The following is a 15,294-nucleotide window of genomic DNA, read 5'->3' on the forward strand; positions in this document are numbered from 1 at the left end:
AACCTATGACGCTCAACTCCGCGGTTTCAAATTCTCCGGATCGTAGAGCGGCTTGTAGCCGACGGCAGCCACCTCGACCGGGTAGGTCTCGCCGAAATATTCGATGGCGAACTTGCGGCCCTCCTGGGCATGGGCCCAGGGCAGATAGGCGAGGCCGATGTTCTTGCCGATGGTCGGGCCATAGGCCATCGATGTGGTGAAGGAGCGGCGGCCGAGTTCGTCGACCAGCGTCTCGCCGGTCTTCGGATCCATCACCGGCATGGTGCCGACGGGATAGCGGGCAACACCCTTCGAATCGACGTTTTCCGTCATCACCAGCGTGCACAGGATCGCCGGCTGGTGCTCGCGGGCGCGGTATTCGACATGTTTTGCCTTGCCGCAGAAATCGTTCTCCTTGACCTTCGGTCGGGCAAGGTCGGCCTCGAGCAGATTGTACTCGGTCAGAAGGTCGGCGTTCTGCAGGCGCAGGCTCTTTTCCATGCGCCGGGTGTTGGCATAGGTCTCGACGCCGAACGGCATGACCCCGGTCGAGCGCAGCGCGTCCCAAACGGCCAGGCCGTCTTCGTAACGCATATGCAGTTCCCAGCCCTGCTCGCCGACATAAGAGATGCGGAATGCCGTGACGTCCTTGCCGCCGATCCTGACCGGCTTGATCGCCGCGAACGGGAAGTTCTCGAGCGAGAGACCATCCGGATTTTCGACCACTTTCTGCAGCGTCGCCCGCGCGTTCGGTCCCCAGATGCCGATGGTGACATATTTTTCCGTCACGTCGGTGATGGTGACGTCAAAGCCTTTGTCCTGCGCGGTGCGCTGCATGTAGCGGAAGTCGCGCGGACCGGCGTCGGCGCCGTCGATCAGCCGACAGCGGTCGGCCATGCGGATGACGGTGAAGTCGGCGCGCACCATGCCTTCCTCGTCGAGGAAGTGGGTGTAGATACCCTTGCCGATGTTGTTGTCGCCACCGATCTTGGCCGCACACAGCCACTCCAGCAGCGCGACATGGTCCGGCCCTTCGATGTCGTACATCGAGAAATGCGAGAGGTTGACGATGCCGCAATCTTCGCTCATCGCCAGGTGCTCGGCATTGGACACCCGCCAGAAATGGCGATTGTCCCACTCGTTCTCACGTATGGGAACCCGGTTGCCATACTTCTCCAGCAGATGCTCGTTGGCGGCATAGCCATGCGCGCGCTCCCAACCGCCCAGCTCCATGAAGTAACCGCCAAGCTCCTTCTCGCGCTCCCAGAACGGCGAGCGGCGGATGTTGCGGCCTTTGGAGAACGGCTCGCGCGGATGCACCGCCGGATTGTAGACCTTCATCGCCGTCTCGGTGCAGCGATCCCAGATGAACTGCTCTTTCGTCTGGTGCGGATAGAAGCGCGCATAGTCGATGGCGTGATGGTCGATTTCCGTGCGGCCGTCCGTCATCCAGTCGGCGATCAGCTTGCCCATGCCGGGGCCGTCCTTGACCCAGATGGCGACGGCGTACCAGAGGCCCCTCACCTTCTGGCTCTCGCCCATGGACGGGCCGCCATCGGCGGTCACCTGCAACAGGCCGTTGAAGGAATGGCTTTCGTTGTAGCCGAGTTCGCCCAGGATCGGAGTCAGTTCCATGGCGCGCTCCAGCGGCGCCAGGATCTGCTCCATGTCGAGATCGCGCTGCGACGGCGACAGCCGCGCCTGATCCTTTTCCAGCAAATCGCGCGGATGGCAAAGACGCGGATTGGTCTCTTCGTAGTAACCCCATTCGATCTGGCCGCCTTCGGCGGTCTTGGGATCGCCGGTGTCGCGCATATAGGCCGAATTGCCTTGGTCGCGCAACAGCGGCCAGCCGATCTCCTTGCCGGTGCCGGCGAATTGATTGTAAGGCCCGAAGAAGGTCAGCGGATGGTCGATCGGCATGACCGGCAGGTCTTCGCCGACCATCGCGGCGATCAGCCGGCCCCAGATGCCGGCGCAGACGATGACATAATCGGCCATGATCGTGCCGCGGTCGGTGACGACGCCCTTGATGCGGCCTTCCTCGACGATGAGAGATTTGGCGGGCGTGTTGGCGAAGGATTTGAGTTTCCCCGTAGCTTCCGCCTGGTCGACCAGCTTGCCGGCGACGATCTGCGAGCGCGGGATGACCAGGCCGGCGTCCGGATCCCACAGGCCGCCCTGCACCATGGACTCTTCGATCAGCGGGAATTTCTCCTTGATCTCGGCCGGTTCGATCAGCCGGGCGCGGGTGCCGAAGGATTTGGCCGAGGCGATCTTGCGCTTGATCTCGTCCATGCGGCTGTCGTCGGCGACGCGCGCCACTTCGAGACCGCCGATGCGGGCGTAATGGCCCATCTTTTCGTAGAAATCGATGGAGTAGAGCGTCGTCCAGCACGACAGGAAATCATGGCTCGTGGTGTAGCAGAAGTCCGAGGCATGCGCGGTCGAGCCGATATCGGTCGGGATGCCCGACTTGTCGATGCCGACAATGTCGGTCCAGCCGCGCTCGATCAGATGATGCGCGATCGACGCGCCGACAATGCCACCCAGGCCGACGATGACGACCTTCGCCTGTTTCGGAAACTCTGCCATTGCCGCGACTCCAAGGGGATAAAGCGGGCGCGTCCGCGCCCTTTCGAATGGCGCACAATATGCAGAGGACGTGGATGCAGCTACCGCCTGTTTGCGACACGTCGCAGATGCGACGCGACCCGGCGCGCCGGCGTGCCGCCAGTGGCGATCTATCTCAGGCGAAGGCCCAGATGTCCTCGGCCTGGAAGCCGACCTGATAGCCTGATGTCTTCAGCTTGACCACGACCTGGCCGATTTCGGCGGCCGGCAGCGCGCCGACCTCGACCTTGATCATGCCCGGACGATAGCGCTTGAGATCGAGCTGTTCGAAGACGATCCAGTCGGCGCCCTCGCAATCGACCAGGAAGGCGTCGATATGCGTGATGCCGTTGCGGTCAAGCAGCGTCTGCAGCGTTTCCGACGGCACCTCGATATCCCTCACGTGCGGCGCGAACTTGTTGAAATTGGCGTCGTCCTCGCCCCAGGCATTCTTGCCCGACATCAGATTGGTGTCGGTGACCGACGAGCAGCCGATGAACTCGATCGGCAGCGTGCCGGCCTCGAGTGCCGCGGCATCGAAAGTGTGGACGGTAATCGTGCCCTTGGTCTTCGTCACCGCGACCGGTTCGATGACGAAGCGTTCCGTGTCGGGATAGTTGGCGCGCAACCGCTTCTGATTGTACGGGATCGGCTCGACCAGCACGGCCCGCGCCCGCGGAATGCGGTGCAGCCACGGCGTGACGTCGTCGAACAGCGCGCCGTCGCAAGCGCCGACATTGACCATCAGGAAGGCTTGCCCACCGCCAAACCGCGCCTTCAGCGCCGCCTTGGCCAGGAATTTCGTGCCACGCAACGCCGGCCCGCGATCGAGCAGGCCGGCGGGCAGGCCGAGCGAAAGGGCGATGCGCGCCAGGCCGGAAATGGAACTCATGGCTTATCTCCAGGTATGGCCTGCAAGGCGATGGGCCGCCTTCCATTCAGGCTTGCCGACGCCCACAGCGCCATGATCGGGCCGACGAGCAAAAGGTAGGGCGGCAGAAGGTTCGGGAAGTAGATGCGGGTGTCGTGGATCGGAAAGACGGTGAATTTCGCCAGCACGCCAAGCACCAGTGCTGCAAGCAGGATGCCGGCGCGACGATCGAGCCGGAAGCCGGCGCGGCCGAGCGCAAACCACGCGGCCAGCGCCAGAACCGAGACCCCGACCCAGCTGTTGATGCTGATGGCGCGAATGAAGGATGCGGTAAACGCCTTGAGATAGGCGCCAAGCGAGAACGGCGGCTCGAAGCCATCCATATTGTAGTGCTGCTCGATGCTGGAGAACCACAGATGCGGCCACCAGCCGGGATGCTGGGCCCAGTGCGAAATCGCGAAATAGGCGACGAAGGACGCGGCAAAGCCGGCCAGCGCGCCCCATGCCCGCTGCCGGAAGACCAGCAGCAGCACGGCGAAAATGGCCAGGAACACGATGTTGTCCGGCCGCGCCATGAAGGCCATGAAAAGCAGGACAGCGGTCGCTGCCTCGCGGCCGCGCACATAAGCAAGCAGCCCGCCGAGGAACAGGGCCGAGCACATCAGATCCGGAGTCGAGGCGCGCGCCGCGTCGCCGAAATCGGCCATGATCAGTACCGCGCCGGCCACCGGCGCCAGCGCCAGCGCACCTTCGGTTCGCAGCCACAGCAGCGTGATCATCCCGAACAGCAGCACCGAGACCACCTGCAGCACCCGCATCGCCTCGACCGGCGACATCACCGAACTCATCGTCGAAAGAATCTCGGCGTAGAGGAACTTGATCCGGTACATGCCAAGCAGCGAGTGAAAGTCGGCGGCATTTTGCGCCATATGGCTGCGGAAACCGCCACCATCGTCGGTCAGCGTCTTGTAGTCGGCGGCCGACACGCCGGCCTGGACCGTGCTGTAGGCGTAGTCATGCAATGCCTGCGCATCGGGATAAGCGCCCTCCCCGGCGATTGCGAGATAAGGCAGCATGTCCCAATTGGCGTCGGGCATCGTCCAGGCCATGAACGCCGTCAGCAGGATATAGAGCGAAAACGCGATCGCGCCGATTGGCGCGGCCCATCGCGCATAAGTCCCCTCGCCCCACGCCAGAGCGGCCGCGGTCAGCCGGTCGAGTGTGTTTTGCGGGGCGGGAGACTTGCTCAGCATTGTCGGACTCGGGACTTCGCTCAACGGACTTCTTTTAACGGACCTGGCTTTTGACGAAATGCTTCACGATTCCCACAATGCCGCGCGACAGCAGGCTATCGAAAGCATCGACGAAACGGTCGACATGCTCGCGCTGACAGATCAGCGGCGGCTCGAGACGGATGACGTTGCGGTTGTATTCGGTGAAGGCGACGAGCACGTCATAGTCGCGCAGCAACAGCGCGCCGACGAAGCCCGACAGCGAGCCCTTCAGCTTGTCGTCGAGGACGCTGACGATCGGACGCAGCACCATCGGCAAGGTCTGCGAGAAGTCGTGGAACTCGAGCCCGACCATAAAGCCCTTGCCGCGCACATCCTTGATGATCTTCGGGTACTTCTCCTTCAGCGCCTGCAGACGCTGCAGCAGATAGTCGCCGGTCGTGGCGGCGTTGTCGATCAGCCCCTCATCATAGAGCACGTTGATGCCCTCGATCGCGGTGACGCAGGCCTCGCCCATGCCGCCAAAGGTGGCCATGGCATGGATCATCGCCGTCTTCGGCGTGCCATAGGCCTTCATATAGACCTCGCGCCGGGCGATCATCGCGCCGACCGCCGCCTTGCCGGCGCCGAGCGATTTCGCCAGCGCCGTCACATCGGGCACGACGCCATAATGCTCGAAGGCATAGAAGCGTCCCGAACGGCCATAGCCGCACTGCACTTCGTCCGCCACCCACAACACGCCATACTGGTCGCAGAGCACGCGCAATTTCTGCCAGTATTGCGCCTCTGCCTGGATGATGCCGCCGCCGCCCTGGATTGTCTCAAGCACTATGACGCCGACCTCCGGGTCGGAGCGGAACAGCCGCTCGACCGCTTCGATATCGGCGAACGGAATGCGAACGGTGTTCTCAGCCATCTTGAAGTCCGCGCGGTAGAGCTGGCCATCGGTAATGCCGAGCACGCCCTTGGTCTTGCCGTGGAAGGAATTCTCGGCATAGACGATTTTTGGCCTCTTCGGCCCGGCGGCGCGCTCGGCGAGCTTCACCGCCGCTTCCATCGCTTCCGAACCCGACGAGCCCAGAAACACCATGTCGAGATCGCCGGGCGAGCATTTGGCGATGTTGTGCGCAAGGGCCGATGCATATTGCGACATGAAGGCGATGGCGATTTCCTGGCGCTTCTCCTCCTGGAATTTGCGCCGGGCCTCCAGGATGCGCGGATGGTTGTGGCCGAAGGCCAGCGAACCGAAGCCGCCGAAGAAGTCGAGAATCTTGCGGCCGTTCTGGTCGATGTAGAACATGCCTTCGGCACGCTCGATCTTGATCTTGTGGAAGCCGAGCAGCTTCATGAAATGCAGCTGGCCCGGATTGAGATGCGCCTTGAACAGGTCGGTCATGCGCGCAACATCCATCGCCTTCGCCTGCTCGACGCTGATCAGGTCGGGCTTGGCGATGGCGGTAGGCGACAACGCCGGCGCGCCGACCATGGTGCGCGCGTTCGTCTGCTCAGGCTTGGCCATGACGGTCATTTCGGAGTTCTCCTGGTCGTCCCACCTATTCGGCGGGGACATGATTTGCGGTGACGGCAAGCCCGTCTTTCTTGGCGCGGTATTCGCTGTAGGCGGCGATCAGCATGTCCTCGTCGCGATATTGCGGCACCCAGCCGAGCTGGCGCTCGGCCTTGGATACGTCGAGCACGCACTCCTCATCGGCGATCAGATATTGTTCGGGATCCATGATCGGCATGTTCATGAGATCGAGCAGGTCGAGGGTGCGCTTGACCGCCCAGCCCGGCGTCGGGATCAGCAGCGACTTCGAGCCGGCATGCTTGATCAGGTCGCCCAGCAATTTCTTCACCGGCGGCGGATTGAGGGAGCCCAGATTATAGGCCTGGTTGGGCACGCCTGCCTTCCAGGCCGCGCGGGCAGCTTCCGCGCAATCGAACACCGAGATGAACTGATAGGGGTTCTTGCCCGAGCCGATCATCGGCACAGGAAAATTCCAGTCGATCAGTTTGAACAGCTTTTCCAGGATCCCGAGCCGGCCGGGACCGATGATCAGACGCGGGCGAAACAGCGAGATCGACATGCCGCGCTTGCGCCATTGAGCGGCGAGCTCCTCGGTCTTCTGCTTCGACCAGCCATATTCGCCGAGCGGCGCGACCGGGTGCTCCTCAGTCATCGGCTGGGTGACCGTGTGGCCGTAGATCATGTCGGTGGTGTAGTGGACGAGCTTGGACGCGCCGGCCTTGTCCATCGCCTGCATGATGTGTTCGGTGCCGTGGAAATTCACCGGAAAGAAGAAGTCGTGACGCTTGGCCCGCACCTGGATCGGCGACAGCATTTTGGCCGACAGGTTGTAGACCATGTCGTCGGCCTTCAATCCGATGTTGGCCACCGAGGCCGTATCCGTGACATCGCAGGTGACGAAGCGAACGTTGCGATAGTGCGTCAGGTCGCTCTTGACGATGTCGGCAACGACAACCTCTTCGCCATCGGCCACAAGCTTCGGGGCAAGATGACGGCCGACGAAGCCGTCGCCGCCGAAAATAACATGTCTCATCGAACGATCTCGCTGGTCTTGTCGGGGATGATGGAAGCGGTTTGGTCGTCATGCCCGCGCCCGCCCAAGTCTCGACCGCTTTGCGCGATCAGCACGGTGCCGACGCAGATGAAGGCGATGCCGGCAATGCGCCAGGCATTGAGGTCCTCGCGGAAGATGAAATAGGCGAAGATCGCAACCGCGACATAGGCAAGGCTGAGGAACGGATACGCAAAGCTGAGCTCGACCTTGGACAGCACATAGAGATGCGAAGCCATCGAGATGACGAAGGTGCACAGGCCGAGAAACACCCATGGGCTGAAAACGACCTGCAACAGCTTCAACAGCGGATTGGTGCCCTCGAACGAAATGGGACCGAGCGACATCATGCCTTGCTTCAGCATCAGCTGCGCGGCGGCATTGGTCATGACCGTGAACAGAATGAAGACGATGTATTTCATATTTTGCACCCGCCACTCGCAACGGTCCTATTACGAACCTGCAAACATTTCATGAAGTCACGACAATGCTTTGAGTAAACCACGGAACTTACGATCTATTCACCATGACTTATTCGGATTGTACCTATTCAGCTGCCTCGACACGCCCTGGCCGGACGTTGAGCTTTTTCGCCGTCCGCAGCCAGAAACTGGACACGAACGCCGGGTCGCGCAGCGCTTCAAGCCGCTGCCAATTCGGGAAGGAGGCCGCGAAAGTATCAGCGCCCATGCGCGCATCCTTGTACGGGTTGACCGCGCCGCCGGCCGCGACCGTGATGCGGTCGAGTTCGCTGAGCAGGGCCAGCGTCCGGTCGCCGCGATTGGGGAAATCCAGCGTCAACGTGAAGCCTGGCCGCGGAAAGGACAGCAGCCCCGGCGAGCGGATCGAGCCGAAGCGCTTCAACACGGTGAGGAAAGAGCCCTGCCCGGCCCGTCGCGCCGCCTCGAGCAGCGCCGGCATGGTCTGACGCGCGACATTTTCCGGCACCACGCTCTGGTGCTGGTAGAGACCTTTCGGGCCATACAGCCGATTCCAGTCGCCGACACCATCAAGCGGAAAGAAAAAGCCCTGGTAGCCGGTTTGGCTCGGCCCCGGCGAGCGCCCCTTCTTCCACCGATAGGCGGCGTTGAAGGCGGTGAGGAACGGCCGGTTGAGCACATTGAACGGCGGCTGGAACGGCACTGAAAAACGGGAGCCGGCGCGAGACGCCGCATGCGAGCCATACTCGGCATGATTGCCTGTCAACAACAGGCCGCGCCCGCGGCCATGGCCGCCGGCAAGCTGGTCGATCCAGGCGACGGCATATTCATTGGCCTGGTCGGCGGCCTCGGCCAGTTCGAAGAATTCGCCGAGATCGGCAAACCGCGTTACCTTCTCGGCGATATCGAGCGAATGCACCCGCATCAGCCGGATCGAGGCCGACAGGATCAGGCCGGTCAGCCCCATGCCGCCGATCGTCGCCGCAAACAGCCTTGCATTGTCGGTTGCCGAGCAGGTGTAGGTCCGCCCGTCCGAGCGCAGCAGGGTGAGAGACTCGACATGGCAGCCGAAAGTGCCGCGCCGGTGATGGTTCTTGCCATGGACGTCATTGGCGATCGCGCCGCCAAGGGTGACGAACTGGGTGCCTGGGACCACCGTGGGAAAGAAACCGTAAGGTGCAGTGTGCGCAATGATATCGGAGAGGAACACGCCGGCCTCCGCCTCGAGCAGGCCGGTCTCGGCATTGAAGGCGCCGATGCGGTTCAGCGGCCGCATGTCCACGACCGCACCTGGCTCGTTCTGGCAGGAATCACCGTAGGAGCGGCCATTGCCATAGGCGAGCAGAGCGTTCTTTGTCGCCTTGCCGCTTCGCATCAGCGCGATGGCATCGTCGGCCGCGATGGCTCGCTTTGCGGCCGGCGTGGCGAGGCCAAAACTCCGGTACCGTTCGCCGGCCATGCCCTACCAGCCTCCCGCGACCAGAAGGGCGGCGCCGATCACCACGACGATCTGGCTTCGCCAGTCGCGAATGATGAAGATGACCGGATCGTCATTCATCTCGTTGCGGCGCGCCAGGATCCAGACCCGCATGGTCAAATACAGCACGATCGGCGCCAGCGGCCAGACCAGCCAGGGATGCGGATAGAGTTCGCGTACCGCGACGCTGTCCATGTAGAGCGCCAGCACCAGCGCCGAGGAGAAGGCCGACGCCATTCCTGCCTGGGCGACGATCTCCTGATCTTCGATGCGGTAGCCGCGACCGGCAATGCGCTCGCCCACCGGAATGGCTGTGGTGCGCAGTTCGACATAGCGCTTCACCAGCGCCAGCGACAGGAAGAAGAAAATCGAGAAGGCGAGCAGCCAGAACGAGACTTCGACCCCGGTCGCCGCAGCACCTGCCAGCACACGCACCGTGTAGAGCCCGGCCAGCGTCAGTACGTCGGCCAGGAGCATGCGCTTGAACGACAGCGAATAGGCTGTGGTCACCACCAGATAGCCGGCGAGCACGCCCAGGAACTCGATCGGCAACAGAAGCCCGGCGGCAATGCCGATCGCCAGCAGCACCGCCATCGCGCCGAGACCGAACGGGATCGACAAAGCGCCGCTGGCGAAAGGCCGGTTGCGTTTGGTCGGATGCTTGCGGTCGAGCGCAAGGTCGAAGAAATCGTTGAGAATGTAGATGGCGGAAGCCACGGCGCTGAAGGAGACGAACGCCAGCAGGCATTGCCAGATCATGTTGATGTTGAAGTATTCATGCGACAGCACCATCGGCACCGCGATCAGCGAATTCTTCAGCCACTGATGCACCCGCAGCATCTTGACGTATGTCTTCAATGTCCTTTTCGGCGCCGGCATCCTTTCGGCGCTATGCGCGGCCTGCCAGCGCTTCGCATGGCGGTCGGGCGCCACGACGATGGCGTTGCGTGCGGCTCCGAAAACCTTGAGGTCGTGCCGGCTGTTGCCGGCATAGTCGAAACCGCCGTCGCCATAGGCGGCGATGAGCGCGTCGCGCTTGCGGCCCGAGGTCATGTTGTGGGGACCGTCGGTCGCCAGCACATAGTCGAAGACGCCCAGATGCGCGGCGATCGTCTCGGCGAACTTGCGTGGCGTACCGGTCGCCAGCACGATCTTGCGTCCGTCGCTATGGTCGGCGAGCAGCCGCTGCAGCAGCGCTTCGCGATAGGGCAGCGAGGCCGGATCGATGTCGATGCGGTCGGCGATGGCTTGTTTCAGCCGCGCCGGGCCGGCGGCCAGCCAGAACGGAACCAGGAAAACATAGAGCGGATTCTTCTTGAGCAGGATGAACAGGCCTTCCCAAAGAAGATCGGTCGCAATCAGCGTGCCGTCGAGGTCGACCGCAAGCGGGATTGCGTTCTTGTCCGACCGCGCATCCATATCTTTCCTGCTCAGCTCAAAAACCCGTCGCGCCACGTTTCGGCGGCTTGGTATCCGGCATAGCGAGCAACGGCGCAACGAACGTTAAAACGTCTGGTTGCAACGGATATGCGCCGGGGTATTTCCCTCGTCATCGTTAAGCAACCGTTGCCGTAGACGAGAAAAGGCCGGGCATTGCCCGGCCTCTGCAAGAGCTGCCTGCCGACTTTACTTGATGCGGGCAACGCCACCCGAGATTTCGACCGTTTCCGAGCCGGTCAGGGCCTCGAGGTCACCATTGGGCAAGGTGACGAAACAGCCGTTCGGGCAGAATTCCACGGTTTCGCCGGCCGCCAGCGCCAGCTCCGTCTTGCCGCCGCCTTCCGTCACGATCAGCGTACGGGTCTCAGCATCCTTGTTGACCGCGCTGGCGGCAAAGGCCGAGCCACTCGCTGCGGTAAGAGCGATGGCGACGACGAGCGACTTCCACATTTTGCAATCGGTGTTTCCACACCGCCTCTGTTGCATTTCGCAAGGCATTCTCGCCTTTGCATGTGAGCTTATATGAGATGCAAGCTGAACCGCAACTGAATGCCGCATTCATGCCGCAATCGGTTGGGAGGAGCTTGGGGCCCTAGCTGGGATCGGGTTTGCGGGCCTTGCGACCAGTCTTGGCCAGCCGCTTCGCCTCGGCGGCGGCTCTGGCCTCCGCCTGCTCCTTCTCGGCGAACTCGACTTCGATCTTGTCGTCGTCGATCGGCCATGCGTCGGTCTGCTTGACCTTGACCTCGGCGCGCGGCGTCGAGGGGATTTCTATGTGCTCGGCGTCAAAAGCATCGAGCACGGCAAAGCGGATATCGTTCTGAACGATGGCGCCGTTCAGCACATCGGCCAGGAACACGCGGATCTCGAACTCGAGTGCTGCCGGCCCGAAATTGGTGAACAGCACGAAGGGTTCCGGGTTCTTCAGCACCAGCGCATGGCCGCGCGCAATCTCAAGCAGGACCGCGTGTACCCGCTTGACGTCGCTGCCATAGGCGACCCCGACCTTGATCTCCACGCGTCCGAGCTTGTTGCGGTGCGTCCAGTTGCCGACGGCGTTGTTGATGAGGTTCGAATTGGGCAGGATCACCGACTGCCGCTGGAAGGTCTCGATTTCGGTGGCGCGCACGCTGATCTTCTTGACCGTGCCTGATGTGTCGCCGGCGACGATCCAGTCGCCGACCTTGAACGGCCGCTCGGCGAGAAGGATCAGGCCGGACACGAAGTTGGACACGACATTCTGCAGGCCAAAGCCGATACCCAGCGAGAGTGCGCCGGCAACGAGCGCCAAATTGGAAAGATCGATGCCCGCCGCCGAGATGCCGACGAGGCCGGCGAGCGCGACGCCGGCATAGCCGACCGCCAGCCGGATCGAGTTGCGCACGCCGGTATCGACCTTGCCGCGCGCCATAACCGAGCCGTCGAGCCAGCCCTGGAACCAGCGGGTCAGGAAATAGCCGATGATGAAGACGACGATGCCGGTGAGGATGCCGGTGACCGAAATCGTCACCGAACCGACGGTGACGCCTGTCGCCAATTTATAGCCCCAGGCCTGGATATCGCCGGGCTGGAAGCCCCACATCAACAGGATCAGCGGCAGGAACACCAGCACGATCATCAGGTTGATGGCGACGCTGACGACGAGGCCGAGCTGGTCGAGCGCGGTGTCCTCATAGCTGGAGTTGGTCTTCAGCCAGCGCCCAATCGAGGTGCCGGCGAAACCACCCTCCTCGCCGATCTCGCGCGCCGACAGGAAGCCGATATAGGCGGTAAGCAGGATGGTGCCGGTGACCACGACCTGCAACGAGACGAAGATGGCAAGACCGATATAGCCGAACAGCGCCGCCGCAATCGTGAACAGGCCGAGCGCGACACAGGTGTAGCGCAGCCAGGCCGGCCAGCGGCGCCAGCGCCCAGCGACGTCCTTGTAAGGCTTCAGCAGCGCCATCAGGATCAGGATGACCCCGACGATCACGGTGGCGACAAAACTCCTGGCCACCGTCAGCGACAGAGGCGAGCCCATCTTGTCGTTGACGATCGACAGGAAATTGTTGATGCCGATGACGACTGCCATGGCCGTCGTCAGTCGCACCAGCCAACGCGCCGGGCCGGTCTCGACCTGGATCAGGCGCCAGTTCGGCATGCTAGGCGACAGCGCCGCATTGGTCAGGCGGTTGACACAGAACACTATGGCGATGACGGCTGCCAGCGCGTTGAGGAACACGCCTATGTCGCCGCGCAGCACATTGTAATAATTGTACAGGAACACCGTCGAGGCGAGGAAGGCGCTGACCGCCAGCGTCGGCAGCAAGGTCGACCAGAACGCCACCGACAGGCGACTGAGATACGTCGGATCTTCAACCGACGCGTCGGCCTCGAAGATGCGCCCAAACAGGCGGCGCCCACCGACCAGAAGCACCACGGCCAACGCGAGCGCCATGAGGGTCGCCGCGAGCATCGCCTGGAACTTGAACTTGAAGGCAAAGCTCAGCCAGGACGACACCGCCCTGTAAAAATTGGCGTATTCGTCCCTGGCGTCGGAAAACACTTGCGGGCTCAGTGCATCGGACAGCACATAGCGCTTGGTCAGCCCGCTGCGAAACAGCTCGCTGCGCATATTGCCGATCTTCTCGATCAGCGCATTGATGCGGATCGACAGGTTCTGCGCGCCGGCGATGACGGCGTTGATCTCCGCCTTTTCCGACGCCAGCGCCTGGCGCTCGCCGGTCACGATGTCCGGTTCAGGGGGCTGTCCGGCAGCCGGCGGTGCGCCAAGCTGCTCGAGCCTCGAATTGATCTCTCCCAGCCGCGAACGAAACGCCAGCGCGCTGTTCAGCGCAGCGCGCGACAGCTCTTCCAGCTGCAGGCGGATCTCGACGAGGGTGGTGTCGTCGACGCCGTCCTCCTGGACTTTCTTCTCCAGAGCGTCGGTTTTCGTCGTCAAACCCTGCAGGATTTTCTGCTGGTCGGCGACCAGCCCGGCAGGCGCCTGGCCCAGCCCCTGCGCCATCGCGCCGAACGAATGCGGCGCCAAGGCAACGAGCGCGAGGACCAGGATCAGGCGAAAGAAGCGAAAAAACATAATGGTGGCGACTCAAAGGGCGGCAAAGGCCGCCTCTAAAGCGGTCCTTGATAGAGACGCTCATCCCGTGGGGCAAGTCGTGGCGAAGTCATGACAGTTGGGCGCCTTGCGGGAGTCGGCCAGTCGAAAAGCCATGGCGCAATCTTGGCTTTGCGCACGCCGCCTGCTCTATAGTCTGCCGCATCGCACCCGAGCCGGATGGCTTCAGGTCTGTTGGACCTGAAATCATCCGGCTCTAGAAATCAAAGATATAGAGCATGATGTCGTCCGAAAACCGCTTCACACTTTTCGGCATCATGCTCTAGGGATGACATGAAGAATGGCGGAATATTCAGCCCTTTCGCTTCTCACGAACGCGCTCAAGGGAAACAAGGACTGGAAGCCGGCCTGGCGCAAGCCCGACCCCAAGGCTTCCTATGACGTCATCATCATCGGTGGCGGCGGCCACGGCCTGTCGACGGCGTATTATCTGGCCAAGGAGCACGGCATCACCAATGTCGCGGTGCTGGAAAAGGGCTGGCTGGGTTCCGGCAATGTCGGCCGTAACACCACGGCGGTGCGCTCCAACTACCTTTTGCCGTCCAACACCCGCTTCTACGAACATTCGATGAAGATGTGGGAGAACCTTTCGCACGACCTCAACTACAACGTCATGTTCTCGCAGCGCGGCTGCCTGAATCTGGCTCACACGCCGGCCCAGTTCGACGACTTGGCAAGGCGCGGCAACGCCATGCGCCATCTCGGCGTCGATGCCGAGCTGATGAGCACCGCCGAGATCGCGCGCCTGGTCCCGGCGCTGGACATGTCGGCCTCCGCGCGCTTTCCCATCGTCGGCGGCCTGATGCAGCCGCGCGCCGGCACCGCCCGTCACGATGCGGTGGCCTGGGGCTATGCCCGCGGCGCCGACCGCCGCGGCGTCGACATCGTCGAGAATTGCGAGGTCACCGGCTTCCTGCGCGACGGCGACCGCATCACCGGCGTGCAAACGACGCGCGGAGAGATCCGCGGCAAGAAAGTTGCCGTGGCCGTTGCCGGCAGCACCGGACGGGTGATGCAGCTTGCCGGCATCGACAGGATGCCGATCGAGAGCCATGTGCTGCAGGCCTTCGTGACAGAGTCGCTGAAACCGTTCTGCAACACGGTCCTGACCTTCGGCATGGGCCATTTCTATATGTCGCAGTCCGACAAGGGCGGCCTCGTCTATGGCGGCGATATCGACGGCTACAACAGCTACGCCCAGCGCGGTAATCTGCCCATCGTCGACGAGGTGATGAGCGAGATGCTGGCGCTGTTTCCCGGCCTTGCGCGTGTACGCATGCTGCGCTCCTGGGGCGGCGTCTGCGACATGTCGATGGACGGTTCGCCGATCATCACCACCGGCCCGCTGCCGGGCATGTATCTCAATTGCGGCTGGTGCTATGGCGGCTTCAAGGCGACGCCGGCCTCGGGCTGGTGCTTTGCATACACCATCGCCAAGGACGAGCCGCACGCGTTCAACGCGCCGTTCACGCTCGACCGTTTTTATCGCGGCCTAGTGATTGACGACAAGGGCCAGGGCGCAACGCCCCGGCTGCATTAGGG

General features: G+C 62.6%; 11 protein-coding genes. 1 reads left to right on the forward strand and 10 read right to left on the reverse strand.

Features of this window, described 5'->3' with window-relative positions; all coding sequences use genetic code 11:
• Positions 1-12 precede the first annotated feature (12 nt).
• From ACYG97_RS12000 to ACYG97_RS12045, 10 genes are all read right to left on the reverse strand, one after another.
• Positions 13-2,574 carry a GcvT family protein gene (locus ACYG97_RS12000; protein WP_023733772.1) on the reverse strand — a complete coding sequence of 854 codons (2,562 nt, stop codon included), beginning with the start codon at positions 2,572-2,574 and terminating at the stop codon, positions 13-15.
• A 154-nt stretch (positions 2,575-2,728) separates the two neighbouring features.
• Positions 2,729-3,484: an FkbM family methyltransferase gene (locus ACYG97_RS12005; protein ID WP_023733773.1), complete on the reverse strand. Its 756-nt coding sequence runs from the start codon at positions 3,482-3,484 to the stop codon at positions 2,729-2,731.
• Complete coding sequence (locus tag ACYG97_RS12010) at positions 3,481-4,716, reverse strand: hypothetical protein (RefSeq protein WP_023681792.1); 1,236 nt, start codon at positions 4,714-4,716, stop codon at positions 3,481-3,483. The genes ACYG97_RS12005 and ACYG97_RS12010 overlap by 4 nt, the downstream gene beginning before the upstream one ends.
• A 34-nt stretch (positions 4,717-4,750) precedes the next feature.
• Positions 4,751-6,181: an aspartate aminotransferase family protein gene (locus ACYG97_RS12015; RefSeq protein WP_245260818.1), complete on the reverse strand. Its 1,431-nt coding sequence runs from the start codon at positions 6,179-6,181 to the stop codon at positions 4,751-4,753.
• Between the two features lie 67 nt (positions 6,182-6,248).
• The gene (locus tag ACYG97_RS12020; RefSeq protein WP_023688098.1) at positions 6,249-7,256 is read right to left on the reverse strand and encodes an NAD-dependent epimerase/dehydratase family protein; all 1,008 of its coding nucleotides are present in this window, start codon (positions 7,254-7,256) and stop codon (positions 6,249-6,251) included.
• Positions 7,253-7,696 (reverse strand): EamA family transporter, encoded by a 444-nt coding sequence (locus tag ACYG97_RS12025; protein WP_023699265.1) that lies wholly within the window; start codon positions 7,694-7,696, stop codon positions 7,253-7,255. Before ACYG97_RS12025 ends, ACYG97_RS12020 begins: the two co-directional genes overlap by 4 nt.
• Positions 7,697-7,820: 124 nt before the next feature.
• Positions 7,821-9,173 carry an FAD-binding oxidoreductase gene (locus ACYG97_RS12030; protein WP_023733774.1) on the reverse strand — a complete coding sequence of 451 codons (1,353 nt, stop codon included), beginning with the start codon at positions 9,171-9,173 and terminating at the stop codon, positions 7,821-7,823.
• Between the two features lie 3 nt (positions 9,174-9,176).
• Positions 9,177-10,610 (reverse strand): UbiA family prenyltransferase, encoded by a 1,434-nt coding sequence (locus ACYG97_RS12035; RefSeq protein WP_023733775.1) that lies wholly within the window; start codon positions 10,608-10,610, stop codon positions 9,177-9,179.
• A 207-nt stretch (positions 10,611-10,817) separates the two neighbouring features.
• Complete coding sequence (locus tag ACYG97_RS12040) at positions 10,818-11,081, reverse strand: hypothetical protein (RefSeq protein WP_023670370.1); 264 nt, start codon at positions 11,079-11,081, stop codon at positions 10,818-10,820.
• Positions 11,082-11,223: 142 nt separating this feature from the next.
• Positions 11,224-13,713 carry a mechanosensitive ion channel family protein gene (locus ACYG97_RS12045; RefSeq protein ID WP_023733776.1) on the reverse strand — a complete coding sequence of 830 codons (2,490 nt, stop codon included), beginning with the start codon at positions 13,711-13,713 and terminating at the stop codon, positions 11,224-11,226.
• A 319-nt stretch (positions 13,714-14,032) separates the two neighbouring features.
• On the opposite strand from ACYG97_RS12045, the gene ACYG97_RS12050 reads away from it, so the two are divergent.
• Entirely contained in the window at positions 14,033-15,292 is a 1,260-nt protein-coding gene (locus ACYG97_RS12050) for a sarcosine oxidase subunit beta family protein (protein ID WP_023733777.1), read from the forward strand.
• The last annotated feature ends 2 nt before the right edge of the window (positions 15,293-15,294 follow it).

This window comes from Mesorhizobium sp. W067, from assembly GCF_054719525.1.